Here is a 23,825-nt window from a genome sequence, read left to right on the forward strand (position 1 = left end):
GATGAATGCCGAAACGCAGCAGAGGATTCTCGACGCCGTCGATGCCGGCTTTGAAGCCCAGCTTGCGACCACAAGCGACTTCGTCGCGATCCCCTCGACCCGCGGTGCGGAGGGCCCTTGCCAGGACATGATCGGCGACCTCCTGCGAGAGCGCGGCTACGAGGTCGACGACTGGCATATCGATGTCGACGATTTGAAGGATCTGCGCGGCTTCGGCTCGATCGCGCACGACTTCTCCAAGGCGCGAACTGTGGTTGGCACCTACCGCCCGCAAACCAACGGCGGCAAATCGCTGATTCTCCAGGGCCATTGCGACGTGGTGCCGGCGGGTCCGCTGGAATTGTGGGACACGCCGCCATTCTCGCCTGTCATCAAGGACGGCAAGATGTTCGGCCGCGGCGCCTGCGACATGAAGTCCGGCACCATCGGCGCGCTCTATGCGCTGGATGCGATCAAGGCTGCGGGCTTCAAGCCGACGGCGCGGATCCATTTCCAATCGGTGATCGAGGAAGAGAGCACCGGCGTCGGCGCGCTCTCGACGCTTCAGCGCGGCTATCGCGCCGATGCCTGTTTCATCCCCGAGCCGACCCGCGGCAAGATGGTGCGCTCGCAGGTCGGCGTGATCTGGTTTCGCCTGCGGGTAAAGGGCCATCCGACCCACGTTGCCTTTGCCGGCTCCGGGGCGAATGCGATCATGGCGGCGTATCATTTGATCCAGGCGATCCAGAAGCTCGAGATCGAATGGAACGAGCGCGCGAAAGCCGATCGCCATTTCAAGACGCTCAACCATCCCATCAATTTCAATCCCGGCATCATCAAGGGCGGCGACTGGGCCTCCAGCGTGCCGGCCTGGTGCGACGTCGATTGCCGCATTGCTGTCCTGCCGGGCTGGTCGATCGCCGAGCACCAGAAGGAAATTCTGGCCTGCGTCGCCGCCGCCGCGCGCAACCATCGCTTCCTCGCCAACAATCCGCCGGAGATCGAATGGTCGGGCTTCCTGTCGGAAGGCTATGAACTGACCGACGCCGCAGCGCCGGAAGCGGCGTTCGGCAAGGCCTTCAATACCGTCTATGGCGGGGCGGTCGATGACCTCGTCTTCACCGCGCTCACCGATACCCGCTTCTACGGCCTCAACTACGGCATCCCCAGCCTCTGCTTTGGCGCCAGCGGCGGCGAGATGCATGGCTTCAACGAATACGTTGACCTGGAGTCGCTGAAGAAGACGACCAAGGCGATGGCGCTGTTCGTCGCGGAGTGGTGCGGGGTGGAGAAGGGTTAGCGAGAGGCTCCGCTTTCTCCACCTTCATTGCGAGGAGCCCTTGCGACGAAGCAAATCCAGACGACCGCCGTGGAAAGACTGCGGCCCGTGCCCGAAACGCGGGCGGCGCGAGATACTTTAAGCTTAAAATGAAGACTAGGATGTCGGACCTGCCGGTGGCAGACTGCCCGCGATCGCAGGCCGAGTCCTCGGGGAGTAACGATGCGCGATTGGGATGATGCTTACGCCAATTCGGCCCATATCCCGGGCTCGGACAAGCTTCCGGCGCTGTGGACGGAGCGGGCGGCGGCTTATCGAGCCGCGCTGACGGGTTTTCGCCCCGACATCGCCTACGGTCCTGGCGAGCGCCAGCGCCTCGACCTGATCGTGCCCGACGGCGACAGCAAGGGCCTCGTCGTGTTCGTCCACGGCGGCTATTGGATGCGCTTCGACAAATCGGCATGGACCGATCTTGCCGAAGGCGCCCGCCATCACGGCTGGACCGTCGCACTGCCGAGCTACACGCTGACGCCCGCTGCGTGTATCTCCGACATCACCGCCGAGATCACTGCGGCCATCGCCAAGGCGGCTTCGCTCGTCGCAGGGCCAATCCGGCTCGCCGGCCATTCCGCGGGCGGGCATCTCGTCACACGCATGCTGTGCGATGACAGCCGGCTTGAACTTGCCGTCTACAACCGCATTGCCGGAACGCTCTCGATCAGCGGCCTGCACGATCTGCGCCCGCTCTTGAAGACGAAGATGAATGAGACGCTGCGGATGACCATGGAGGAGGCGACGCTCGAAAGCGCGGCGTTGCATCTGCCGCGCGGGCATTCGCCAGTCACGGCCTGGGTCGGCGGCGGCGAGCGGCCCGAGTTCATCCGCCAGTCCGATCTGATGGCCAATGTCTGGACCGGATTCGATGTGCCGACGCACCTCGTCATCGATCCCGGCCTCAACCATTTCACCGTGATCGACGGGTTGAAGGACCCGTCGTCGCCGATCACGGCGCGCTTGGTCGGTTTCGACTGACCGTGGCGGGAAGGATGATCGATCGAGAGGGCCTGTCATGACGTCCAGCGATTACGATCCTGCAACCGAAGGCGCCGAGACCGATTTCGCCCGGCGCATGTCGTACGGCAACTACCTGGCGCTGGATGCGATTCTCGGCGCGCAGCATCCGCTCTCGGAAGCGCATGACGAGATGCTGTTCATCATCCAGCATCAGACCACCGAGCTGTGGATGCGGCTCGCCATACACGAGCTGAGTGCTGCCCGCCGCGCCATTGCGCACGACGAGGTGGCTCCCGCCATGAAGATGCTGGCGCGGGTGTCGCGCATCTTCGAGCAGCTCAACAGCGCCTGGGACGTGTTGCGTACGATGACGCCCAGCGAATACACGCGCTTTCGCTCGCAGCTCGGCCAGTCCTCCGGCTTTCAGTCGCGCCAGTACCGGCTGATCGAATATCTGCTCGGCAATCGCAATCACGCCATGCTCAAGCCGCACGCGCACGACGCCGAAGTGACCAAGCTGCTGGAGGCCGAACTCGCGACGCCGAGCCTCTATGACGAGGTGCTGCGGCTCGCGGATCGCAATGGGCTCAAGATGCCTGCAGCGGTGCTGTCGCGCGATGTTCGCGAAACGCACAGCTTCAACGAGGGTGTGCTGGAAGCTTGGCGACACGTCTACGAGGCGCCCGAGACGCACTGGATGCTGTACGAGGTCGCCGAGAAGCTGGTCGATTTCGAGGATTATTTCCGCCGCTGGCGCTTCAACCACGTGACGACGGTCGAGCGCGTCATCGGCTTCAAGCGCGGCACCGGCGGCACTGGCGGCGTCAGCTATCTCAAGCGCATGCTGGAGATCGAGCTGTTCCCCGAGCTCTGGCGCGTTCGCACCATCCTCTAGAGATGACCAAAGAGATGTCCACTTCCAAGACCAAGCTGCGCGTCTATGACGACACAAAGTCGCTGTTCCATCTTCCCGCCGGCGTGATCTATCTCGACGGCAACTCGCTCGGCGCGCTGCCGCTGGGCGTTGCCGAGCGCGTCAATCGTGTGATCACCGCGGAGTGGGGCGATGAGCTGATCCGCGCCTGGAACAGTGCAGGCTGGTACGTGCAGCCGCGCCGCGTCGGCGACCGTATTGCGCGGCTGATCGGCGCCGAAGCCGGCTCGGTGATGATGGGCGACACGCTGTCGCTGAAAGTCTATCAGGCGCTTGCCGCCGCGCTCGACATGAACGGGACGCGCAAGGTCGTGCTGTCCGACACCGGCAATTTCCCGACCGATCTCTACATGGCCGAAGGCCTGATCGCGACGCTCGGACGCGGCCATCAATTGCGCCTGGTGGCGCCGGAGGAAATCGAGGCGGCGCTGTCGGAGGAGATCGCCGTCCTCTACATCACGGAAGTCGATTACCGCACCGGCCGCCGTCATGACATGGCGAGGCTGACCGCCAAAGCGCATGCGCTCGGCATCGTGACAGTCTGGGACCTCGCGCATTCCGCCGGCGCGCTGCCGGTCGATCTCGCCGGCTGCGGCGCCGATTTCGCCGCGGGGTGCACCTATAAATATCTCAACGCCGGCCCCGGCGCGCCGGCCTTCCTCTACGTCGCGCCGCGCCGTGCCGACAGTGCCCGCGCCGCGTTATCCGGCTGGATGGGCCACGCAAAACCGTTTGCCTTTGAGCTCGCCTATGCGGCCGCTGGCGGCGTCGAGCGCATGCGCGTCGGTACCCCGCCGGTGCTGGCGATGGCAGCGCTGGAGGCCTCGCTTGACATCTGGGACCGTGTCGACATCGCGGAGGTCCGGGCGCGGTCGCTCGCTTTGGCCGATCTCCTGATCAGCGAAATCGAACGCCGCTGCCCGTCGCTCGAGCTGGTGACGCCGCGCGCCCACGAGCGCCGCGGCTCGCAAGTCTCCTTCGCCTTCAACGGCGGCTACGCCGCCATGCAGGCGCTGATCGCCCGCGGCGTCATCGGCGATTTCCGCGCACCTGACATCATGCGCTTCGGCATCACGCCGCTTTATATCGGCGAGGCCGAGGTGCTGACGGCGGCCGGGATCATCGAGGAGGTGATCGTGGGCGAGGTTTGGCGCCGGCCGGAATATCAGGTCGTGAATGCCGTGACGTGAGGCCCAGACGTCATTGCGAGGAGCCCTTGCGACGAGGCAATCCAGAATCCGTCCACAGAGGCATTCTGGATTGCTTCGCTTCGCTCACACCGACAATGGAGGGATCAGAAGCGCGTTCCCGCACAAGGCCGTCACGATCGCGTCGAGCGCAACCGCCGGCCCGATGTCACGCTGGCCATTACCTCGAACGTCATTGCTTTGCGGCGTCGGGCAATTCACGTTGAGATCACAACCAATTGGGAGGAGATCCGATGACGCCGCTTGAGAAACTTAAAGCGATGAGAATGCCGTTTGCCGAGCTCAAGGGCGTCGAATTCGTCGAGGCCGAGAAGGATCGCGTGGTGGCTAGGATGACGGTCAGGCCCGATCTCTGCACGCTTCACCACACCGTCCACGGAGGCGCGGTGATGGCGCTGGCCGATTCCGTCGGTGCGGCCGCCACCGTGATCAACCTGCCCGAGGACGCGAAGGGCACGACCACGCTGGAGAGCAAGACCAATTTCATCGGCGGGGCCAAGGAGGGAACCACCGTCATCGCCACCGCGACCCCAGTCCACCGGGGCCGGCGGACGCAGGTCTGGACGACCCGGCTCGAGACCGAGGACGGTAAGCTGGTTGCCGTGGTCACCCAGACCCAGCTCGTCCTCGTATGATTATGGGGCGTTGATTTTGTTAACGATTTAGTCGCTTTCGGTGCCTCTAACTTGGGCAGGTTTCCGTCTTGAAAAATATGCTGCGACGCACAATATTGGGGGCCTAGGGATTCGAACGCCTCCTCGAGGGACACCAAGAGGAGTTTTGACGTGGTACTTGAAGACATCACCCGCACGCCGTCCGGCCCAAAGTCTGTCCGGGGCTATGTGCGGACCTTGAGCCAGCAGGAAGAATTGCCGCTTTTGCGCGACCACCTGTTGCGGCTCGATGCCGAAAGCCGGCACGACCGTTTCAACGGCTTTCTCGACGACAGTTTCATCGAGCGTTACGCCGCCCGCTGCGCAGAGGACGGCACCGTGATCGTCGCCTATATCGTCGACGGCGTCGTCCGCGGTGCGGCCGAACTGCATCCGCCGGAGCAGGGGTCGCTCCCCGAGGTCGCCTTCAGCGTGGAAGCCTCCGCGCGTCGGCAGAACGTCGGCACCGTGCTGTTCAGCCGTCTGATCGCGGAAGCGCGCTGGAAAGGTTTCAAGCGGCTGCGCATCACCACGGGCGCGGAAAATCACGCCATGCGCGCGCTCGCCAGGAAGTTCGGCGCGCACCTGCAATTCCGCCATGGCGAATCGACCGGGACCATCGATCTGGCCAAGACGCCCGAAGCCGAACTCGCCGAACTCGCAGCGACGCCGTTCACGGCCAGCCGCGCCTTGCTCAGCTTCAACTCGACTTGCTGGAAGCTCATCTCCAGCATGTACGGCAACCGCGCCGCCTGACGCATGATGCGGACCCAAAGGGCCGCGCTAGCGCAAAGTGCGCAGCGGTTTTCCCTCGCGACAAACGCGGAACGCGTTTGCGCGGAGATCATGCTCAAACGGCGGAATCAAAAAGCGGACCGGCAAGGCCGGTCCGCTTTGAAATCAGGGTTAACGAAATAGCGCGTTCAGGTTCCGGTGCGCTTGTCGTTGCCGAAGCGGCGGACAACGCGGCGTTCGACCACGACCGAGCGCTGTGCGCCCTGTTCGCCGGCGATCACGCGGGTCGCGGTGATACGACTGTTGGTGCGGGCCTGTTTCTTGACCTCGGCCTGCACGACATCGAGCGGCATCCCCATCAAGGCTGCGGCGATCTCGGCCTGCTGCTCCTGGTCGTCGGTGATGCCGACGGCGGCGAAAATCGCCTCGTCCAGGGTGGGCGGATCGTGGCGGACGCGCCGCGTGCCGTATTTGGTATTCCAGTCTGCGTTCATAGGTGCCTCGTTTCGATGCCGGGATACCTAGTGCTGCCAATGTTGCATTGCAATATGAAATTGGTGTGGCATCTCAGCTATGCGCACAAAGCTTCGCGAGCCTGGTGGCATCGTAGAGGTCGAGCGTCGTCGGGCTGTCACACTCCCAGTCACCACGATCATGCGCTTCCCCCTGTGCCCGTCGCTAGGGCAGTACCGCCTCGCGTGCGGTGTCTCCGACCGGCGCTTGCGGCCAGCGCTTGAGCGCCGCGTGGCCGGCGTCCGTCAGTCCATAGATTCCGCGCTCGGCGCGTTCGAACCAGCCATAAACATTGTGCAGCAGGATCTTGCCTGCATCGGGGCAGCGCTCACGCAGTTCGCGCACCGGCCGCGGGCCGGCGGCAAGCGCGGAGGCGCAGGCCAGCGCCTGCTGGCGATAGGCCGTCATGATCGGCGCGCGCGTGCTGCCGCCGAGCACGGGATCGCCCAGGCGGCGCTGATGTTCGGCAACCAGCCGTGAGCGCGTCTTCGGCTCGCGGCGCGGCGCCGCCGTCGGCGGCTTGACCAACACCTCGACCTCGCCGCGGTCGGTGACCCCGAGCATTCCGAAGCCGAGCCGCCGGCAGAGATTGCGATAACGGGCATCGCTCTCGCGCCCCTTGCCGCGCACCGACATTTTTGCAGCGATCCAGATCTCGTCGCTGGCCGGCGCGCGGTCGACGGCCTGAAGGATCAGTTCCAGATTGAAGGCGAGCTTGAGCTCGCCGATCACCACCACCGGCGGATCGCCGGTGCTGAGGCCTACGAGATCGCAGCCGCCGATCTCCCCCTTGACCGAGAAGCCGAGCTCTTCGAGGAAGCGTTTGACGGGCAGGTAGAGCGCGGTTTCCACAGGCTTTCCGATCGGAGAATCAGTTGCAGGTAGTCTAGAGCCTTCTCGGCCCGGGTTGAATCAAAGCCGACGCTGGGGCAATCGGATCGGTATGCGGCTACACTCGCCCGCTCACCGGGATCAGTGCTCCGGTGACGCCGCTCGCGGCATCGCTGGCGAGGAAGAGGATGACCTCCGCGAGTTCCAATGGCGTGACCCATTTGGAAAAATCTGCATTCGGCATGCTGATGCGGTTGGCGGCCGTGTCGATGGTCGAGGGGAGGACCGCATTCACGGTGACCTTGCCCTTCCACTCATTGGCCAGCGCCTCGGTGAGGCGATGTACGCCTGCCTTCGATGCTGCGTAGGGGCCCATGCCGGCGCTTGCCTGGAGTGCGCCGAGGGCGCCGATATTGACGATGCGACCGGTCTTGGAGGCGGCAAGATGCGGTAGCGCCGCGCGCGAGGTGTTGAGCGCGGTCAGCACGTTGAGCGCATACATGCGCTGCCACGCCCTGGTATCGCCGTCGCCGACGGTCTCGAAGGCAAAGCCACCGGCGATGTTGATCAGCGCATCGAGCCTTCCGAAATGTTTTGCCGCAGCCTCGATCGCCGTCGTCGCCTGCGCCGCATCGGACAGATCGACGCCGCCAATCTCGATACGCTCGGGCGTGGCAGGGACTTGCGAGGGCGCGTGATCGACGCCGGCAATGCGCGCGCCGCGCGCCAGCGCGACGTCCGCGAAAATCTTGCCAAGTGCGCCGAGCGCGCCGGTCACGACAATGACTTTTCCCTGCACGATACTCTCCGTCGTTTCAATTCGCGCCGACTATTGCTCTGGCCGAATCGTACTTGCAATGGCGGCCAGTTCCAAACTGGGCTATAGATGCAACTTTAGATCGTGGAGGAGGTTGTTTCATGTCCGACAATTTGCCGGCCCTTGAGTTTCCCGCTGCGATCGTCGATTTGCAGTATTCGCTGGAGAATTTCAGGAAGGCATTGGGCGGAAAGGGCCCCGTGCGCATCGTGGCGATGGGGTCGTCCTCGACCGCCGGACTCGGCAACGTCGTTGCATATCCCGCGCGGCTCGAGCTGTATTTGAGAAAACACTACAAGGATGATGATCTTCATCGGGACATCCGAATTGACGTGTTCAACCGCGGCAAGGGCGGCGAAGAAGCACCGCAGGAAGTGGCTCGGTTCAACGAAGACATCTTTGCTGACACTCCTTCGCTGGTGCTCTGGCAGGTCGGAACCAACGCCGTGTTTCGCAAGAACGAATTCAATTTCGATGAGGTGGTCGCGAAGATCGCAGAGGGATTGGCGCTCCTGCGCGATCACCCGACCATGGATGTCATTCTCATCGACCCGCAATACGTGACGGCCATGCTCGACGACAATGCCGAGCTCTCGGAGAAGATGGTTTCGGCGATCCGGACCGCGGCGCAAGGCGCCAAGGTCAATTTGTTCCAGCGCTGGGCGCTGATGCGGCATTGGCACGTGTACAACAATGCGTCGTTCGAGCAGCTGCTCGCTCCGGACGATGAGTTGAAGCTGCACCAGAGCGACTGGAGTACTATGCAGGTCGCCCGAGCTCTGCGTTCGGCGATCCTAACGGCGACCGGCGTGACACAAAGATGCCCGTGTCTGATTACGACTTGAGATAGCGCTCCTTCAGCGCGGTCCGCTCGGGCGCACCGAGATTGAGCCCGTCGCGCAAATAAGTTTCGAGGTCGCCATATTCGCTGCCGACGGCTTCGAAAGCGGCCGCAAGATACGAGGCCTCGACTGAACCGATGGCGTCGAGAACCTCGGCGGGAAGATCGGAGGCGCTTGAGGCATCGCGCTTGTAGTACCTGTTGGTCAGCAGATAATCCTCGGCAATGACGTCGTCGGGCACGCCGAGCGCATGCAGGATCAGCGCGCTGGCAAAGCCGGTGCGGTCCTTGCCCGCCGTGCAGTGGATCACCAGCGGCGCGCGGTCTTCGAGGAGGTGGCCGAACAGCGTGCGAAAGCTGTGCGTGTTATGCCGGACATAGTTGCGATAGGATTCCCGCATGATATCGAGCGCGACCGGCGCGGTCAGAGAGCCGCGAGCGAGCTCGGCGCGCAGCGCAGCCACCACCGTCGGCTCGATCGGCAGCGAGTGCACGGTGATCTCATTCACGACGCAGACGCCGGCTGCGCGCTCCTCCAGCCCACGAAAATCGAACGCGCTTCTGACGCCGAGCGCGCGGACGATCTCGATGTCATCAGCCGTGAGCTGGCCGAGATGATTGGAGCGGAAGATGTGCCGCCAGCGCGTGGTGCGGCCGTCGGCGGTCGGATAGCCGCCGAGGTCGCGAAAATTGCTGGCGCCTTGGAGGCTGAGGTGGCGGGCAGGGGAGTCTGACATCGGATCAGCTTGGGTCATGTTCTTGAGTTATGTTTCGTGCGGACGCTCTTGCTACGCGTCGGTGAGTCGATTACGGGGGCAATCATGGACCTGCACAAGACCATTCTTTTGGCCATCACCATGCTGGCGGGCGGAATTCTCGGCGAGCGGCAGGCCGGTGCCCAGACGTTCCAGACCTATCGCTGTACCGATGGTACGCAGTTCAACGTCGGGTTTTATGACGACGACAAGCGCGCCTTCCTTCAGATCGATGGCGAGCCGGTCACGCTCGCCAAACGGCTGACGGTCTCGGGCACACGCTATTCGGGAGCGGGGATCACGCTGACAATCGGCAAGACCGGAACCACCACGGTCAGGCATCTGAAGCGGCCCGCGACGGCCTGCGCGGTGGTCTAAGTTCAGCCTTCGAAAGCAAGAATCTCAACGAGAATTAAAAAGGGCCGAAACTTCGTTGTTTCGACCCTTTTTCAGCTGCCGCCGGGCGCTTCGGAGAGCGCGCCGGTATCAAACCAACCACAGGCATCAGCGATCCCATTTCGGCTTGGCTTCATCGACTGCTTCCTGGTGGTACCAGCTCTCGCTGCAGATCGTCTCGTTCACGGGGGACGAGGCGTGGTTGGCGGGAAGGCGGGTCTCACCGTAGCGGCGTCCGGCGAGAGCCGAGCGGCCCCCGACGGGGAATTGGTAGATCTGTGCAGATCCGTGACTCAGTCCATTGTTCATCATTGCGGTATCTCCTGAGATCGCAGCGCTTGGCCTCCATGGTGCGCCCGACTCGTTGGCTTGTGGTTACTGGAATCCCCATATCGGCCGTGCATTCCCAAATGCAAAGTGCTGAAAAGGAAATCAGCATTGGCCTATTTTGTAGGCAGCTTGCATTCTGCTTCCCCCGAGGCAGAGCTTCAGTGACTAACGCTTGGGCCATTGCGAAGGTTGCGAGCGTGGGCGGCAGACTTGGCGAATATTGCCGGACGTTGATGCGCGTTTAGTCGGCAACTCCAGGCTGGAGCTCACCTGCACCAGAATCGGGCGTTTTCCGCGGAATTTTTGCGGTGCAGCTTCACGGAATGGTGCGCGGCTATGACGCACGCCGCTGTCGGCCTTGGCCTCTTCGCCGGTGAAGACCGGGGCGGTGGAAAACCTCCCGCGCTGCGGCCTTTTGGCACGCAAAATGCTTGGAAAGCGCCGGCCGATGGTGGCCGGGTACAAACGTGCGGGGACTAGCCGCCCCGAGCTTTCGCATCATCTACAGAGAGGCTCAATGACCAAGTACAAGCTCGAGTACATCTGGCTCGACGGATATACGCCGACTCCGAACTTGCGCGGCAAAACACAGATCAAGGAATTCGCGTCGTTCCCGACGCTCGAGCAGCTTCCGCTCTGGGGCTTCGATGGCTCCTCCACCCAGCAGGCCGAAGGCCACAGCTCCGATTGCGTGCTGAAGCCGGTCGCGGTGTTCCCGGACGGCGCCCGCACCAACGGCGTGCTCGTGATGTGCGAAGTCATGATGCCTGATGGCAAGACGCCGCATTCGACCAACAAGCGCGCCACCATCCTCGACGACGAGGGCGCGTGGTTCGGCTTCGAGCAGGAATATTTCTTCTACAAGGACGGCCGTCCGCTCGGCTTCCCGGCCTCCGGTTATCCGGCGCCGCAGGGCCCGTACTACACCGGCGTCGGCTATTCGAACGTCGGCGACATCGCCCGCAAGATGGTGGAAGAGCATCTCGACCTGTGCCTCGCTGCCGGCATCAATCATGAAGGCATCAACGCAGAAGTCGCGAAGGGCCAGTGGGAATTCCAGATCTTCGGCAAGGGCTCCAAGAAGGCCGCTGACGAAATGTGGATGGCCCGCTACCTGATGCTGCGCCTGACCGAGAAGTACGGCGTCGACATCGAGTTCCACTGCAAGCCGCTCGGCGACACCGACTGGAACGGCTCGGGCATGCACGCCAACTTCTCGACCGAGTATATGCGCACGGTCGGCGGCAAGGAGTACTTCGAGGCGCTGATGGCTGCCTTCGACAAGAACCTGATGGACCACATCGCCGTCTACGGCCCGGACAATGACAAGCGTCTGACCGGCAAGCACGAGACTGCACCCTGGAACAAGTTCAGCTACGGCGTTGCCGACCGCGGTGCCTCGATCCGCGTTCCGCACTCCTTCGTCAACAACGGCTACAAGGGCTATCTGGAAGACCGCCGTCCGAACTCGCAGGGCGACCCATACCAGATCGCTTCGCAGATCCTGAAGACGATCGCGTCCGTGCCGGCCGACAAGAAGGCCGCTGCCTAAAGATCCTCCCGGCCCGGGCTGGGGGCTGGCCCGGGTTGGCTCTTGATCCGCCGGAGTCGAAAGGCTCCGGCGGATTTTTTGCATTCTGATGGCGGCCGTTTCTGAAGTCCGCGGGCCTGGATTGCGCGAAACTTGTCCATCGCGGCCGAAAGCGGGGTAGACTGCGCCCGGATGCGCGTAGGGCCGGGGACGGCTGGTGTTTGAAGGCTTCTACAAGGTGAGATTTCAGCTCGGCGACGCGGTCGGCCGGAGCGTGATGCATGCCGGCAATGGCAAGATGCTCGGCGGCAATTCGGCCTTCGCCCATATCGGCACCTACGAAAAAACCGATGACGGCGTCGACATCGTGATCAAGACGGTCCGCCATAATCCCGATCCGAACTATCGCGCCATGGCCGGCACCGACGATGCGACCTTGATCGCAAAGGGCTGGGCGGACGGCGATCTCTACCGCTTCGAGGGAGAGCTGAAGGAGCTGCCCGGCGTTCCCTTCCAGTCGGTGATGACTCCGATCGCGGAGGACGAGGTGCCGATCGCGGGCGGTATCGGTGAGGGCGGCATTGCCGACGGCCTCTATTCGATCCATCTGCGCATGCTGGACGGCCTCGACGGCGGCCTCACCGGGGTGATGCTGCTGAACCGGGGGCACATTCTCGGTGGAGATGCGTCGTTCTACTATCTCGGCAGCTACACCGCTGCGAACGGACGCTGGAAGGGGCAGATTCTCAATCAGGAGCACACGCCGGCCAAGGACGATCCGGTCTTTGGCGGCCACGAGGTCGGCATCGGTTTCTCCGGCACCTATGACGAGGCCCAGGCCGTGCTGGAGGCAACGGCGCTTGCCGGCAAGCGTAGCCTGCGCCTGACTGCGGCGCTCAAGCTGATGCACCGCGCCTGACCGCGACCCCCGGGATCACACATGGAAATCACGCATGGAAAACGTCGTTCGCATGCTCTCGACGCTCGGCCTGATGGGCGCGATGCGCAGCCTGTCCTCAGCCTATGAGGCCGCAACGGGCGTCCGCATCGACGCCGACTTTGCGCCGACCCAGGCGCTGCTGAAGCGGATGCGCGACGGCGAGGCCGCCGATCTCGTGATCCTCACCCGTGAGGGCCTCGACGAAGTCATCGGCGAAGGCCGCGTGGTCGCCGAGACCGCGACCGATCTGGCGCGCTCCTATGTCGGCATCGCCGTGCGGGCAGGGCAGCCAGATCCCGACATCGCCAGCGGAGCCGCGCTACGTCAAACGCTGCTCGCGGCGCGGTCGGTCGCCTATTCGCGGCAGGGCGCGAGCGGAATCTATTTTGCCCAGTTGATTGTCCGGATGGGCATCGCGCCGGAGATCAACGCCAAAGCCACCATCGTCGAGCAGGGCTTTACCGCCGAACGTCTCGTGAGCGGCGAGGCGGATCTTGCCGTGCAGCAGATCAGCGAGCTGAAGCAGGTCGACGGCATCGAGGTGATCGGCCCGATCCCGCATGACTTGCAGAGTCCGGCAGTGTTCTCCGCCGGCCGCATGGCAGATGCGAAGCACGCTGTGGCCGCCGATCGCTTGCTGCGCTATCTGGCATCGCCCGAGGTCGCACCCGTGCTACGGCAATCGGGACTCGAGCCTTGAATTCGCCGGGACGGCGACGCAATTTGAGGTCCATGCGAACCACTCTCTGCGCCATCCTCTTCACGCTGGCCCTCCTCACGCTTGCGGCACCGTTGCCGGCGCATGCGCAATCGGCCGACCTCGTCCTGTGCGATCGGGTGGCGGCCGACCCCAGCGATCCTGACAAGCCGGCCGATGTGAGGGGCGTGACGGAGCTCGCAGCCTCCGATATCGCCACCGCCATCAAGTTCTGCAAGCAGGCCGCAGCGTCGTCGCGCCGCGCGATGTTCGCGCTCGGGCGCGCCTATGCGGCCAACCGGCAGACGGTGGACGCGATCGCCGCCTGGCGCAAGGCGGCCGACAAGGGCTCGAGTGCGGCCATGGTCGAACTCGGTGTGCTCTACGGCACCGGTTCGGGCGTCGCGAAGGACGAGGCGCAGGCGCGAAAATTGTTCGAGAAGGCGGCGCAGGCCGGCAACCCCCGCGGCGTCAGCAATCTTGCGGCGCTCGGCGGCGCCGGCGGCGCCGATCCTGCACAAGCCCGCGCGCTGCTGGGCAAGGCCGCCGAAACCAACGCGGAGGCGCAGTACCAGCTCGGGCTCATGCTCTCCGACGGCACCGGCGGTGCCAAGGACGACGTCGCGGCACGCGCGCTGTTCGAGAAGGCCGCGGCGCAAAACCATCCCGGCGCGCTGGAGCGGATGGGCGCCTTCGTGCAGGAAGGCCGCGGCGGGCCGAGGGACAAGGACGCCGCGAAGGCCTATTACGAGCGCGCCGCAGCGCTCGGCGACGATGACGCCAAGAAGGCGCTGGAGCGGCTGCGCTGCCCCTATGCGATCAAGGACAAGCAAGGCAAGCTCGTCACCACGCTGTGCTTCTAGCCGGCCGCGAGGCCGTGATGGAACAGACCTCGCGCGAAGATGGTTGATTCCGAAAGCACGGCAGGAGCGCAACCATGATCCGCAAACTGGCATCCGGCGAATACCGCCTCTACTCACGCAAGGTGAATCCGAAGACCGGCAAGCGCCGCAACCTCGGCACCTTCAAGAGCCGCTCGGCGGCCGAGAAGCACGAGCGCGAGGTGCAGTATTTCAAGCGTCACTAGCGCCTGGCGCACGCGGTCCGGGCGCGGCAACCAAAAAGCGCGAAAACAACCCCATGCACAGTAGCTAAGGCGCTGAAATAGCTGAGATGTTGAAATCGCATCTTGCGGATTTGGCGAAATCGTTGCTCCGTCGGGCAAAACAGGAGCATGATGGCATCGTGGCGCGGAAGGTCCCGCCATCGGCTCCTGCGCGGAAAAGGCGGATGGCCTCCGTGCAGCAGCAGTGCTAGGTCACTCACGATTCCTTTTGATTTTGCAGGTTTATTGCGTTGCTGGACGGACTTTACAAGGTTGAATACGGCATCGACGGCGCCTTCGGCCGCAGCATCATGTGCATGCACAAGGGCACGATGCTGGGCGGCAATTCCGCTTTCGCGCATCTTGGGAGCTACGAGGTCAGGGACGGCGTGATCGAGGCCGAGGTCATCACCGAGCGCCACAATGACGATCCCAACTACAAGCCGCTGATGGGCGCTGACGTCGCTGCGATCAAGGTGCGCGGCAGGACGGAGGGATCGATGATCCTGTTCGAGGGCAAGGCGGATCCGATGCCGGGCAGCGTGTTCTGGGCAAACCTTACCCCGCTCGACGACGGGGCGCCGCCGCCGCGTGGAACGATCGGGCCGGGCGCGATCGTCAACGGGCTCTACGCCATCCATCTGCGCGCACTCGATGGCGTCGATGCCGGGCTCTCCGGCGTGATGCTGCTGATGGACGGCCGCATCCTCGGCGGCGACGCGTTCTTCTATTATCTCGGCTCCTACTCCTCGGCGGATGGCCGCTGGAAGGGCGAATTGCTCAACCAGGAGCACACGCCGGCGAAGGGCGAGAACCCCGTGTTCGGCGGATACGAGGTCGGGATCGGCTTCTCCGGGACCTGCACGGAAGCTAGCGGCGAGCTCGAAGGCATCGCGCTCGCGGGCAAGCGCAGCCTGCGCCTTGCGGCTTCGCTCAAGCTGATGCGGCGGGCCTAGGGCGTGTACTCATAAATTGGCGGCAATCCACGCGTGGGACCAACTTTGCTTTTACCCTCGCGTCCACATCGGCTAGACTGGTCTGGCTGGCAGTATGGGGTGACTCATGGACATCCCACCGATCACAAGGCGATTGGCTGCGATTCTGGCGGCAGATGTTGCTGGCTACAGCCGCCTTATGGCTGCGGACGAGGAAGCGACGCTGCGGACCCTGGACGCGTACCGTCGCACGATTTCCGATCTCATATCTGAACACGCCGGGCGCATTTTCGGATCCGCCGGAGACAGCGTGATTGCAGAGTTCAGCAGCGCGGTGCAGGCCGTCCGCGCCGCAGTCGCTATCCAGCGCGCGCTCCATCGCCACAATGCCGATCTTCCGAGCGACCGGAGAATGGAATTTCGAATTGGCGTCAATCTCGGAGACGTGATGGTGGACAGTGACAACCTGCTCGGCGACGGAGTAAACGTTGCTGCACGGTTGCAAGGCGTTGCTGAGCCGGGCGGCATTTGCATCTCTGGTGCAGTCCGCGATCAGATCGAAGGCAAGCTGACCTTTCCCCTTATGCCAATCGGACAGCGATCGCTAAAGAACATCAGTCGTCCAGTTTCGGTCTATTCTGTGGACTGGCGGCTCCAGCATCCGGCGGCCACGGGCGTTTTGGGTGGCGAGCTTGCGCTGCCGGACAAGCCATCGATTGCGGTGCTCCCTTTCTCCAACATGAGCGGCGATCCCGAGCAGGAGTATTTCGCGGACGGCATTACGGAAGACATCATTACCGCCCTGTCTCATCATCGATGGTTCTTTGTCATCGCCCGAAATTCGACCTTCGTCTACAAGGGGCGAGCCGTCGATGTGAAGCAGGTCGCTCGCGAGCTCGGCGTGCGATACATCCTCGAAGGGAGCGTAAGACGGGCCGGTCAGCGGGTGCGCATCACAGGCCAGCTGATCGAAGCGGAAACCGGAAACCACCTGTGGGCCGAGCGATTCGACCGCGACATGACCGATATATTTGCCATCCAGGACGAGATCACACAGAGCGTAGTCGGCACGATTGAGCCGGAGATGCTGCTGATGGAAGGCAGACGAGCCTTTCGCAAGAGCGTCGGCAATTTGAACGCGTTCGACTGCTGCATGCGCGCGATGTGGCATTTTTCACAGAAGACCCCCGAGAACCATAATGAGGCCGTTGCTCTGTTGCGGCGGGCGATCAGCCTCGATCCGACTTTCGCGCAGGCACATATGGCGCTTGCACGCACGCTGAACAGCCGGGTGTGGGAGGGCTGGAGCGGCGATCTCGCAAACGACGCATCTGAAGCTCATGCGGCTGCGGCGCGCTCGGTCGCGATCGATGACCGCGACCCCTATTGCCACTACGCGTATTGCTGGACGAGTTTGGTGAAGCGAATGCACGCGCAGGCGCTTGCGGAGGCGCAGCGTTCAATCGACCTCAACCCGAATTTCGCGCTTGGGTTCTTCGCCCTTGGCCTGGTTCGGGTCTATATCGGACACTTCAGAGAAGCTCTCGACGCCCTACTGCGCGTCCTCCGTCTGAGCCCGAACGATCCTCAAGCCGGCGCCTTTCTCGGCTTCGTCGCGCTGGCTCATTATCACCAGGAGAACTACGAGGAGGCTGTCCATTATGGTCAGCTCGCGATCGGCACGCGGCGTGTCTACCCGGGGCTCAGGCCCCTTCTCGCAAGCCTTGGCCAACTCGGACGGGTGGAGGAAGCGCGGCCGTTGCTGCATGACTTCCTCTGCCGTCCGGCGGACCCGCAGCAGCTGTTCGACATTACGACCCCCTACCTTGACGCGAGATACCGGGAGCACCTTGCAGACGGCTTGCGTCGCGCAGGCGTAATCAACCTGCGGTGACAGTCGTTCGGTCGAATGGCTTGTCCAACCCTCTTGAGGCAACGGCTCTCTACCACGAGGGAGAAGCAGTCGCCGCGAACCGCCTGCTCTGGTAAAGGGGAAATCCGTCGGGCGGCCGAAGTCGCCTAAGGGTCAAAAGCGTGAATCGAGGATCGCGGGACAGAGGTCCGATCTATTCCTGATAGCGGACCCAGCGCGACAATCCCAGCTTCTTCGCCTTGGGGCCGATAGGCGACATGCAGCAGGGTATTACTCTATGTACAGCAGCCCCCGCTTCTTATCGCCGTCGAACGTATTTACAGCGTCGAACAGCCGCTTTCGCTCGACTAGCCATGGCTGGAAGTCGAAATTGACATCGAGCACGAAAACTAGGTCCTCGGCTTCGAGATAGCCCCCAATTGGGGAATGATGTCCACCACCAGCACCAAAAATTCGAGCACGATCGAAATTCACGATGTAGCGTCGGCCCGGATCGTTGGAGCGACGCAGATGTTCTAGAAACTGGTTCTCGCTGAGATCGCGCAAGACCGTGACTTTCCGGCTCGTGTTGGTCCGGGCGACTTTGGCCAGCTCGTCAAGCGTGAGACCCATTATGCATACGCCTGTCCAGCAGCTCCCTGTGCCGGCCAACACCTTGCCCTCCGTGCTTGCCGCCTCGCCAAGCGACCGGTACGCATTCGCAACAGCGGCGGGTCCGCAACGAGAGCCATTTGACTGCCAATTAAGTTGTCTGTGGAATGTGGCTGCCACTGGCAGGTGCCACGCGCGCTCCATAAGCTCCGGAGTACGTGTTACCGATGACGCTATGGCTTCTGATGGCACGTGCGACTGGTCGACCACCAGGGCCCCGGCACCCACCAGACCCACAGCGACAACCATGCTGATGATACTGACGTAGTGCCATCGCTTCATGGGTCAGAACTTTAGCGGCAATGACGACAGTGGCCTGGCAAGATTATATTCTCAAGCTAACTGGCGGGAAGGAGATTCCATGTGAACGGCCGTTGAGGGTCAAAAGCCGTCGATGACCACCAAGCGGGGCGGCTTCCGCTGTACGCTTGGAGGCCGACGTTTAGTTTATGAGTACTCGCTCTGGCGCCTGCGTCACGGCGAGGGGCAGGCGGCTCCGGTCTTGACCCAGGCCTCGACCAGCGCGCCGGCGTGTTCCTGTGTGCCCGGCGCGGGCGAGCGGCCGAAACCGGGCTTCCAGGCCCAACCGACCAGCGTGTCCTTGCCGATGTGGTCGATCAGCTCTTCCACCTTGCGCCCGCCATTGCGCGCGAGGTCTTTTGATTTGCGCGCAGATCTCGCCGGCGGTCTTGCCCTCCCAGGCCATTTCGCAAAACGCGATTGGGTCGGCGGCGGAGGCTTTCCCGCAGGAGCGATTGTTCAAGCCATTGGGTATGACCAGCGCCGTTCTCGAATCCGACCCATCGGGCACATTCCTCGGCGAAGCCTTTCTGTACGCCAATGCGCATGATTGGGCGCGTTTCGGTGAATTTCTGCGCCTCGGCGGAGAATGGAATGGCCAACAGCTTTTGCCGCCTGGTTTCGTCGATTACATGCGCTCGCCAGCGCTTGCGTCCGATGACGGCCACGGTCCTGTGTATGGTCGTGGTCAGCTTTGGCTGGCTTCGGGCCTCGGGTTTGCCCTTCCCGCCGACACGTTCATGTTGAACGGGCACTTGCGCCAGACAATCACGGTTATCCCCTCGCGCAAATTGGTGGTCTTGCGCATGGGGTTAACGCGTGAAGATATTGGCTATAGCAACGCAAAACTGCTGCACGCCATCGTCGCCGCAGGTTTCTGAACCTTTTTGGATGATGACAAGTTCGGACCGCCGATTGGCGCCCCAGATTCCGCTCGGCCGCCCCAATGGCGAGAACCCCGTCTTCGGCGGCAATGAGGTCGGCATCGGCTTCTCCGGGACCTGCACGGAAGCTAGCGGCGAACTCGAAGGCATCGCGCTCGCCGGCAAGCGCAGCCTGCGCCTTGCGGCCTCGCTCAAGCTGATGCGGCGGGCTTGAGGCGCGTGCTAATAAATTCGTGGTGTCCGTTGTTGCGGGAAGCGGGCCTCATGCGTCGCACCCGGCAATGTCAGCAGGTGACCCATAGCAGGCGTGCATCGCGCAGGGGCCTAGTGCGAGGGACTGCAGTCCAGCTCCTTAATCCTCCCGGTGGCGTCAAACGCAAAAAGCGCACTCATGACACCAGTACTTGTGACGTAAGAGATAATGGTTCCGTCGTCGGAGTGATTGAGATCGTCCAACGTGCCTGCCGGATATTCTCGGAGGCGATCGAGCCAATAGGCACGAAGTGCCTGGCGGCCAGTAATGGTTTTGACGCCGCCGCAGCCGCAGTGAACCACGGCATCTTCGGCATACATTTCCAGGATCGCTTCGATATCGCCCGCGCGGTAGGCATCGAGCCAATCAACCGCAACGGCCATCGGGTCAAAGGACATATTCACCATGCCGTCCAAACCTGAGATTTAGGTCGGGTTAACCCTGCTAAACCCCTTTCTCCAATCGATTAATTGTACTTTAATACCCTGCAACCGGCCGCGGCCATATGCCGAAGGACATAAATGGCCGGGCCGGGGCTGAGTCCATGTTAGACGTGTCTGCCAAGCAGGGCATACTCAAGCGCATCCGACTTGTGATCGTCGATCGACAACCGATCGTTCTACAGGGACTGAAGTCGGTACTCGGGACACAGCCGGACTTCGACGTTGTCGCATCGTCCAGCGATGGGACAAGCTGCCTCGAAGCAATTCGGAATTTGACACCCGACCTCGCGCTTATTGCCGACTCCCTGCCAGATCTGACGGTCTCCGAGATCCTCGCGATTGTGAAAGCTGAGAAGCTTTCCACGCGCCTGGTGTTCTTTACCGAGTCCGACATCGACCACGATCTGACTGCAGCTATCGCTGCCGACGCCTGCAGCGCAATTTCGAAGTATGCCTCTCCCGCTACTATGCTGCGATCGCTGAGGCTGATGACGAAGAGCGGTGTGTCGCTGGAGCAGTCCGATCTCTCGCCAATCGGCAAGGAAGCGGACGGCGGCGGCAAAAATGATAAGATGCTGGAGCTATTGACGCACCGGGAAGGTCAAATTGCACGACTCGTGTCGGAAGGAATGTCGAACAAGGAGATCGCACGCCAGCTAAACCTTTCCCAAGGGACAGTCAAAGTCCACCTGCACAATATTTTCCAGAAGCTTGAGATCACCAACAGAACTGTGCTCGCGACCATCGCACTGTTGCAACGCCCCTCCGGCTTCGGCACGCTCTCGCTGGCCTTCCTGGCGTTCGCAATTGCGGACGAACTCAAGGCGTCGGAAACGAACGACATCTTTCCGGATGACAACAGCATCGGCCACGCGGGCGAGCACGCCGAGTATGAGCCCTGGAAAAAAGCTATTCTCCGGCACCTCATCGTCTGGGAATCCGGCGAGACGCTCACGCTCACCCAGAGAGACTTTTTCGCCAAGGCGAGCCAAATCACGAACCCGGCGGCGGCAATGGAAGCGCTGCGCGCGGCCGAGCAATCCGTAGGCTCGAAACCGTGGAAACACTACGGTCCTGTTGGATCGAGCGCACCCAATCTTCCTGCGCCTTTACTGCGAGGAACAAACGACACACAGATCGGAGATGACCCGGCCCCAGAACACCAATTCCCGCGGCTTGCTTCCAATCCGATATTGACCCACGGAGGGTATGGCACCTTCGCCACTCTCGCTGGTGCGTTGATCTACGCACTGAACGACCCCCATCTCGCCGTGCAGTCGCATGACGCGGATCAAGCTTCGAACGACAGCTTCCTGGCCGTCACCGGAGAGAATGCGACCACAAAACTGGCCGCGATCACCCATGCTGACGCCAATCGTGCAGACAATTCAGCCCCAGGTTTCCTTTCGCACGATTTGCGCCCGTCTTCCACCGTTGTGACCACTGGAAACGACAACGTCGCTCAAGAAGGCCACGATGCCAGTATTGGCGGATATAGCCGCGATCAACTGATAGGTGGCAACGTTAAAAACGTTGTTTATCGCTCCCCGATCGATTCCAAGTCTACCTCTTCCGACTCTGTCTTCGATTTCGCATCTGGGCCGAGCAGGATCAATCTTGCGGCTTTCGGAGCGCTTGCTTGGCTGCATATAACAGCGGCAAGCAAGTCTATACCGCCACATACACTCGCGTGGGTCTACGACTCCGCAAGCAATCAAACGATCGTCTATGTGAATCCGACCGATCATATCCTTGATATCGGGGATCGCGGCCTGCTGGAAATCCATCTGCAGGGCAGTGTAGCCATTACGGAGGCGGATGTCGTCTCCGAGCCAGATGGCGGGGCTGTCGCCACCACCTTGGAGCAGCTCGAAGCAGCGCTGATATCGGCGACCGCAACCGATGAGACTGTTCTCAGTGCGGACAAGATCCATGCCATTGACGATACGAGCGAGAGCACAATTGGGACGGCTGGAGTTTGGACCGTTCTGGCCGACGACGGCTTGAGGTTCCAGTTCGGGGAGACTCGGACCGGCTTGGGGGCGTCGACGAGATTCAGAACCTTCACGAGCGATTCGGCGGATGCGACGGAAGAGGGCGCTGGTGCGTCTGGCTTGCCGGCTCACGTATCATCAATCGCGCTTGCTCATACTGCGACGGTTCCGGCAGTTGAAAGTCTCACATCGAAGAGTGAGCCGATCAATGCGGACACCGGCGTTTTGTCGACCCAGCAGAACGAGATCGTCAACCCGGGCGCCGCAACGGCTGCCAATGCGGACCGCGATAACTCGCAGCACGCTTCGGAGCCAGGGTCTGCAAAGGCGGCCACAGAGCCGGCCGAAGCGAAGTCCATGCCGGGCAACGGCGTCGGCAATGACAATGAGCATCATTCCCAGGCTTCGGACGGTTCGCCGGGGTCAGCGAAGACGGTAGAACCAGACGGTGTGGATCACAGCAATTCGGGGCACCCAAAAGCACCGGAAGTAGCCGAGAGCGTCGAAACGGCCGGTAAAACGGACCGGGGTAACTCGCAGCCCGCTTCGGAGCCAGGGTCTGCAAAGGCGGCCACAGAGATGGCCGAAGCGAAGTCCATACCGGGCAACGGCGTCGGCAATGACAATGAGCATCATTCCCAGGCTTCGGACGGTTCGCCGGGGTCAGCGAAGACGGCAGAACCAGACGGCGTGGAACACAGCAACTCGGGGCACCCAAAAGCACCGGAGGCAGCCGAGAGCGTCGAAACGGCCAGTAAAACGGACTGGGGTAACTCGCAGCCCGCTTCGGAGCCAGGATCTGCAAAGGCGGCCACAGAGATGGCCGAAGCGAAGTCCATGCCGGGCAACGGCGTCGGCAATGACAACGGGCATCATTCCCAGGCTTCGGACGGTTCGCCGGGATCAGCGAAGACGGCAGAACCAGACGGTGTGGAACACAGCAATTCGGGGCACTCAACCTCTGCAAACGCACCGGAAATAGCCGAGAGCGTCGAAACGGCCGGTAAAACGGACCGGGGTAACTCGCAGCACGCTTCGGAGCCAGGATCTGCAAAGGCGGCAGCGGCGGAGCTGACTGAAGCTGGACCCATACCGGGCAACGGTGTCGGCAATGGCGCCGAACATCGCGCCCCGGCTTCGGACGCTGCGAGCGCGTCAGCGGCAGTGAAGACGGCAGAACCGGCCGTCGCGGAGCACGGCAATTCGGGGCACGATTTGCCCTCAACCTCTGCAAACGCCACCGCAGCAGCCGACATTGTCGAACCGAGCGTCGCAAGCGGAGATAACGCCGGAGACGGAAACTCGCAGCGGGCTGCGCCATCTGCTGCAATCGCATTACAAGCTGCACAGCCGGCTAAAGCAGCGTCCGAAACAGGCGGCGCGAATCAAGAACTGGTGTTCCACTTCGATAGCGAGGCAACTCCTTCCACTCTCGTCGCGCTCGACCCTAAAGAGCACAATAATCCGCTCGATCCGCACGTTCCGCCCGATCAGGACGCGTACTTCGATATCATCGTCAAAACACCCCCCAATGCACTGGACGAACACGCGGCCAGCCACGGCAATAATGGTACGCATCATGCCATTGTGTCTGCTGTATCTGCGCCTCATGACTTGCTGATCTGAAGTGTTGAATTGTCATTGACTGAGATGAGAAGGCGCACGACAGCGAGGGCCAGATGTTGAGCAGGCCGCCCCGCACGTGTGGGCCGCCCGATGCGGGCGCCCTTTGGAGTCCGCAGCCATCGCGGCCTCCGCTTTTGGCCCAGGCCGTGTGAAAACGTTCTGTTTCCGGTGATTCGCGCGATAGGATTCCCTGCACTTGCGGGGACGTCCAATGAAGCGCTTTGTTGAAGGGGTGGATCGCGGGCAGAGCATGCTGTTTCCGGCATCGCTCGATGACTATGTGACCGTGGATAATCCAGTGCGAGCGG

24 protein-coding genes and 2 pseudogenes are annotated in these 23,825 nt (G+C 62.4%); 18 read left to right on the plus strand and 8 right to left on the minus strand.

Going from position 1 to position 23,825, the window contains the following annotated elements; translation table 11 throughout:
* The first annotated feature begins 1 nt into the window (after position 1).
* The 6 genes from GWG65_RS10565 to GWG65_RS10590 all read left to right on the plus strand — a co-directional run bounded on the left by GWG65_RS10565 (position 2) and on the right by GWG65_RS10590 (position 5,823).
* Positions 2 to 1,279, plus strand: a complete 1,278-nt coding sequence (locus GWG65_RS10565; RefSeq protein ID WP_275195493.1) for an ArgE/DapE family deacylase — start codon at positions 2 to 4, stop codon at positions 1,277 to 1,279.
* 201 nt (positions 1,280 to 1,480) lie between these two features.
* Positions 1,481 to 2,290 carry an alpha/beta hydrolase gene (locus GWG65_RS10570; protein ID WP_275195494.1) on the plus strand — a complete coding sequence of 270 codons (810 nt, stop codon included), beginning with the start codon at positions 1,481 to 1,483 and terminating at the stop codon, positions 2,288 to 2,290.
* 37 nt (positions 2,291 to 2,327) lie between these two features.
* Positions 2,328 to 3,167, plus strand: coding sequence for a tryptophan 2,3-dioxygenase (gene kynA / locus GWG65_RS10575; RefSeq protein ID WP_275195495.1), 840 nt, complete (start codon positions 2,328 to 2,330; stop codon positions 3,165 to 3,167).
* Between the two features lie 14 nt (positions 3,168 to 3,181).
* Positions 3,182 to 4,396 (plus strand): kynureninase, encoded by a 1,215-nt coding sequence (gene kynU, locus GWG65_RS10580; protein WP_275195497.1) that lies wholly within the window; start codon positions 3,182 to 3,184, stop codon positions 4,394 to 4,396.
* A 251-nt stretch (positions 4,397 to 4,647) separates the two neighbouring features.
* Entirely contained in the window at positions 4,648 to 5,049 is a 402-nt protein-coding gene (locus tag GWG65_RS10585; RefSeq protein WP_275195498.1) for a PaaI family thioesterase, read from the plus strand.
* Positions 5,050 to 5,199: 150 nt separating this feature from the next.
* Positions 5,200 to 5,823, plus strand: a complete 624-nt coding sequence (locus tag GWG65_RS10590; RefSeq protein WP_275195499.1) for a GNAT family N-acetyltransferase — start codon at positions 5,200 to 5,202, stop codon at positions 5,821 to 5,823.
* A gap of 167 nt (positions 5,824 to 5,990) precedes the next feature.
* Here the strand turns inward: GWG65_RS10590 and GWG65_RS10595 are convergent, their stop codons facing one another.
* The 3 genes from GWG65_RS10595 to GWG65_RS10605 form a co-directional block, all read right to left on the minus strand.
* On the minus strand, positions 5,991 to 6,296 hold the full coding sequence (locus GWG65_RS10595; RefSeq protein WP_008129897.1) for a hypothetical protein: 306 nt from the start codon (positions 6,294 to 6,296) through the stop codon (positions 5,991 to 5,993).
* Between the two features lie 184 nt (positions 6,297 to 6,480).
* Positions 6,481 to 7,167 (minus strand): DUF2161 family putative PD-(D/E)XK-type phosphodiesterase, encoded by a 687-nt coding sequence (locus GWG65_RS10600; RefSeq protein ID WP_275195502.1) that lies wholly within the window; start codon positions 7,165 to 7,167, stop codon positions 6,481 to 6,483.
* A gap of 97 nt (positions 7,168 to 7,264) precedes the next feature.
* On the minus strand, positions 7,265 to 7,945 hold the full coding sequence (locus GWG65_RS10605; RefSeq protein WP_275195503.1) for an SDR family oxidoreductase: 681 nt from the start codon (positions 7,943 to 7,945) through the stop codon (positions 7,265 to 7,267).
* A gap of 119 nt (positions 7,946 to 8,064) precedes the next feature.
* Here GWG65_RS10605 and GWG65_RS10610 point away from each other — a divergent pair, with 119 nt between their 5' ends.
* A complete protein-coding gene (locus GWG65_RS10610) occupies positions 8,065 to 8,808 on the plus strand; it encodes an SGNH/GDSL hydrolase family protein (protein ID WP_275195504.1) in 744 nt (247 codons plus the stop codon).
* Here GWG65_RS10610 and GWG65_RS10615 read toward each other — a convergent pair.
* Positions 8,798 to 9,541: a tyrosine-protein phosphatase gene (locus GWG65_RS10615; protein ID WP_275195505.1), complete on the minus strand. Its 744-nt coding sequence runs from the start codon at positions 9,539 to 9,541 to the stop codon at positions 8,798 to 8,800. The genes GWG65_RS10610 and GWG65_RS10615 overlap by 11 nt on opposite strands.
* Before the next feature lie 84 nt (positions 9,542 to 9,625).
* Here GWG65_RS10615 and GWG65_RS10620 point away from each other — a divergent pair, with 84 nt between their 5' ends.
* A complete protein-coding gene (locus GWG65_RS10620) occupies positions 9,626 to 9,937 on the plus strand; it encodes an MliC family protein (protein ID WP_275195506.1) in 312 nt (103 codons plus the stop codon).
* 126 nt (positions 9,938 to 10,063) lie between these two features.
* Here GWG65_RS10620 and GWG65_RS10625 read toward each other — a convergent pair whose 3' ends face one another.
* Positions 10,064 to 10,267 carry a DUF2735 domain-containing protein gene (locus tag GWG65_RS10625; protein WP_275195507.1) on the minus strand — a complete coding sequence of 68 codons (204 nt, stop codon included), beginning with the start codon at positions 10,265 to 10,267 and terminating at the stop codon, positions 10,064 to 10,066.
* Positions 10,268 to 10,802: 535 nt separating this feature from the next.
* On the opposite strand from GWG65_RS10625, the gene GWG65_RS10630 reads away from it, so the two are divergent.
* The 7 genes from GWG65_RS10630 (at position 10,803) to GWG65_RS10660 (ending at position 17,387) form a co-directional block, all read left to right on the plus strand.
* The gene (locus tag GWG65_RS10630) at positions 10,803 to 11,837 is read left to right on the plus strand and encodes a glutamine synthetase beta-grasp domain-containing protein (RefSeq protein ID WP_148740899.1); all 1,035 of its coding nucleotides are present in this window, start codon (positions 10,803 to 10,805) and stop codon (positions 11,835 to 11,837) included.
* A gap of 196 nt (positions 11,838 to 12,033) precedes the next feature.
* The gene (locus tag GWG65_RS10635) at positions 12,034 to 12,735 is read left to right on the plus strand and encodes a GrlR family regulatory protein (RefSeq protein ID WP_275195508.1); all 702 of its coding nucleotides are present in this window, start codon (positions 12,034 to 12,036) and stop codon (positions 12,733 to 12,735) included.
* 34 nt (positions 12,736 to 12,769) lie between these two features.
* Positions 12,770 to 13,456: a substrate-binding domain-containing protein gene (locus GWG65_RS10640; RefSeq protein ID WP_275195509.1), complete on the plus strand. Its 687-nt coding sequence runs from the start codon at positions 12,770 to 12,772 to the stop codon at positions 13,454 to 13,456.
* Between the two features lie 32 nt (positions 13,457 to 13,488).
* On the plus strand, positions 13,489 to 14,316 hold the full coding sequence (locus GWG65_RS10645; RefSeq protein ID WP_275195511.1) for a tetratricopeptide repeat protein: 828 nt from the start codon (positions 13,489 to 13,491) through the stop codon (positions 14,314 to 14,316).
* 74 nt (positions 14,317 to 14,390) lie between these two features.
* Complete coding sequence (locus tag GWG65_RS10650) at positions 14,391 to 14,540, plus strand: hypothetical protein (RefSeq protein ID WP_275195512.1); 150 nt, start codon at positions 14,391 to 14,393, stop codon at positions 14,538 to 14,540.
* Positions 14,541 to 14,809: 269 nt separating this feature from the next.
* Positions 14,810 to 15,514 (plus strand): GrlR family regulatory protein, encoded by a 705-nt coding sequence (locus GWG65_RS10655; RefSeq protein ID WP_275195513.1) that lies wholly within the window; start codon positions 14,810 to 14,812, stop codon positions 15,512 to 15,514.
* A 106-nt stretch (positions 15,515 to 15,620) separates the two neighbouring features.
* Positions 15,621 to 17,387: a tetratricopeptide repeat protein gene (locus tag GWG65_RS10660; RefSeq protein WP_275195514.1), complete on the plus strand. Its 1,767-nt coding sequence runs from the start codon at positions 15,621 to 15,623 to the stop codon at positions 17,385 to 17,387.
* A gap of 249 nt (positions 17,388 to 17,636) precedes the next feature.
* Here GWG65_RS10660 and GWG65_RS10665 read toward each other — a convergent pair whose 3' ends face one another.
* Both GWG65_RS10665 and GWG65_RS10670 read right to left on the minus strand, forming a co-directional pair.
* On the minus strand, positions 17,637 to 18,299 hold the full coding sequence (locus tag GWG65_RS10665) for a phytochelatin synthase family protein (RefSeq protein ID WP_275195515.1): 663 nt from the start codon (positions 18,297 to 18,299) through the stop codon (positions 17,637 to 17,639).
* 192 nt (positions 18,300 to 18,491) lie between these two features.
* Positions 18,492 to 18,726 (minus strand): annotated as a pseudogene (locus GWG65_RS10670) (Isoquinoline 1-oxidoreductase subunit); the annotation flags it as partial.
* On the opposite strand from GWG65_RS10670, the gene GWG65_RS10675 reads away from it, so the two are divergent.
* Both GWG65_RS10675 and GWG65_RS10680 read left to right on the plus strand, forming a co-directional pair.
* Positions 18,677 to 19,198, plus strand: a complete 522-nt coding sequence (locus tag GWG65_RS10675) for a hypothetical protein (RefSeq protein ID WP_275195536.1) — start codon at positions 18,677 to 18,679, stop codon at positions 19,196 to 19,198. The pseudogene GWG65_RS10670 and the gene GWG65_RS10675 sit on opposite strands and share 50 nt — an antisense overlap.
* Positions 19,199 to 19,265: 67 nt before the next feature.
* A pseudogene (locus GWG65_RS10680) lies at positions 19,266 to 19,415 on the plus strand (GrlR family regulatory protein); the annotation flags it as partial.
* A 110-nt stretch (positions 19,416 to 19,525) separates the two neighbouring features.
* Here the strand turns inward: GWG65_RS10680 and GWG65_RS10685 are convergent.
* Positions 19,526 to 19,852 carry a nuclear transport factor 2 family protein gene (locus GWG65_RS10685; RefSeq protein ID WP_342760640.1) on the minus strand — a complete coding sequence of 109 codons (327 nt, stop codon included), beginning with the start codon at positions 19,850 to 19,852 and terminating at the stop codon, positions 19,526 to 19,528.
* A gap of 146 nt (positions 19,853 to 19,998) precedes the next feature.
* Between GWG65_RS10685 and GWG65_RS10690 the strand changes: the two genes are divergently transcribed.
* On the plus strand, positions 19,999 to 23,517 hold the full coding sequence (locus GWG65_RS10690) for a LuxR C-terminal-related transcriptional regulator (protein ID WP_275195518.1): 3,519 nt from the start codon (positions 19,999 to 20,001) through the stop codon (positions 23,515 to 23,517).
* Positions 23,518 to 23,825: the final 308 nt, after the last annotated feature.

The sequence above is a fragment of the Bradyrhizobium sp. CSA207 genome (genome assembly GCF_029051685.1).
In the GTDB taxonomy this organism is placed as follows: domain Bacteria; phylum Pseudomonadota; class Alphaproteobacteria; order Rhizobiales; family Xanthobacteraceae; genus Bradyrhizobium.